The following is a 1,742-nucleotide window of genomic DNA, read 5'->3' as shown; positions in this document are numbered from 1 at the left end:
TGAGGCTGTCGCATGAATCTGCGGGTGATCGGGCGTGTCTGATGCTTGTTTATGCCTGATCAGGGGATGATTAAGTATGGTTGTGAATGTGCGTTCGGGTGGTCGGGATCAGGGGTTTCTGTTGCCACCGTCGGTGCGGGACTGGCTGCCGGGGGATCATCTGGCGTTCTTCGTGATCGATGTGGTCGCGGAGCTGGATCTGACGGCGTTCTACGCCGCGTTCCGCGCTGACGGGCGCGGTGGTGCGGTCTACGACCCGGAGATGATGCTCGGGGTGTTGATCTACGCGTACTGCACCGGTGAGCGCTCCTCGCGGCGGATCGAGAAGCGCCTGGTCGAGGATGTCGCCTATCGGGTGATCGCGGTGAACCAGACTCCCGATCACGCCACGCTGGCGCGGTTCCGGGCGCGGCATCAGGATGCGATCGCCGCGTTGTTCTCGCAGGTCCTGGGGCTCTGCGTGAAGGCGGGGCTGGTCGATGCGGGGCTGGTCGCGATCGACGGGACGAAGATCGAAGCGGACGCGTCGTACTTCGCCAACCGTACCCGGGATGAACTGGCCGCTGCGGTGCTCGCCGAAGCCGCGGAGGTCGATGCCGCGGAGGACGAACAGCACGGCGACCGATCGGGCAGCGAGTTGCCTGATGACTGGTCAGGAGGGCGGGGCCGGCGAGAGCGGATCCGGGCGGCGCTGGCCGAGCTGGACGGGCAGAAGGCCCGGGACTACGAGGCGCGCATGGCAGAGCGGGCAGCGAAGGAGGCCGCCACGGGGAAGGGCATCCGAGGCCCCAAGCCGAAGCCTGACGCTGTGAAGCGGCCCGGGGCGCGGAAGGCGAACACCACAGACCCGCACTCGCGGATCATCGCGCATAAGGCGCGCGGAGTGATGCAGGGCTACAACGCGCAGACGGCCGCGACCAAGGACCAGATCGTCGTGGCGGCGGAGGTCACCGCGACCACGAACGATCAGCCTCACTTCGTCCCGATCGCCGCCGCGGTCTCGGAGAACTTCGCCGAGGCAGGCGCCGGAAAGGTCGGCACGTTCGTCGCCGATGCGGGCTACTGGACCGGCGCGAACGCCACCGCCGAGGTCGGCGCGGACGTGTTGATCGCGACGCGGAAACAGGCTTGGCGGCGGGCCGAGATCCCCGATGATGACAAGCTCGCCGTCCTGGCCAGAGTCAACCGCGGAGAGCTCTCGCTCCGTCAGGCCGGGGAGATCCTCGGGGTCTCCTACACCTGGGTCAGAGACATGACCAAACGCTACTTCGGCAAAGACGGGCCACGCCAAGCCCGCACCGCCCAACCCGAACCCGACGAATGGATGCCCGTGATCGAGAAGCTCGCCCGAGGAGAGATCTCCAAACGCGCCGCCTGCGATCAGCTGCAGGTGTCCGCAGGCCGGGTCAACACCATGCTCGCCCACGTCCGAGGCGAAGCCGTCGACCCCGAGATCGCCCGGCACGCCATGGACGCCAAGCTCGCAAGCGAAGCCGGCTCCAAGGCCTACCGGAAACGGCAGCACAGCATCGAACCCGTCTTCGGGAACATCAAGAACAACCTCGGCTACCGCCGCTTCACCAGGCGAGGAATGCCCGCCGTCCACGCCGAATGGCGCCTGATCTGCAGCGTCCACAACCTCCTCAAACTCCGCACCGCGGCCGCCACCGCCTGAACCGCAGGGCCGCTCGGCCCTGCCGCCCCGGCTCATCCGAGCCCGGGCAGATTCATGCGACAGCCTC

The 1,742-nt window shown here is 67.4% G+C and carries 1 protein-coding gene; it reads left to right on the top strand.

The window, feature by feature from the left end:
- Positions 1-76 precede the first annotated feature (76 nt).
- The gene (locus V2S04_RS14895) at positions 77-1,675 is read left to right on the top strand and encodes a transposase (RefSeq protein WP_413639122.1); all 1,599 of its coding nucleotides are present in this window, start codon (positions 77-79) and stop codon (positions 1,673-1,675) included.
- Positions 1,676-1,742: the final 67 nt, after the last annotated feature.

The organism is Microbacterium sp. OR21, from assembly GCF_047306785.1.
Classification (GTDB): Bacteria; Actinomycetota; Actinomycetes; order Actinomycetales; family Microbacteriaceae; genus Microbacterium; species Microbacterium esteraromaticum_E.
Note: the sequence above shows the minus strand (reverse complement) of the source record. Positions and strands in the feature narration are given on the sequence as shown.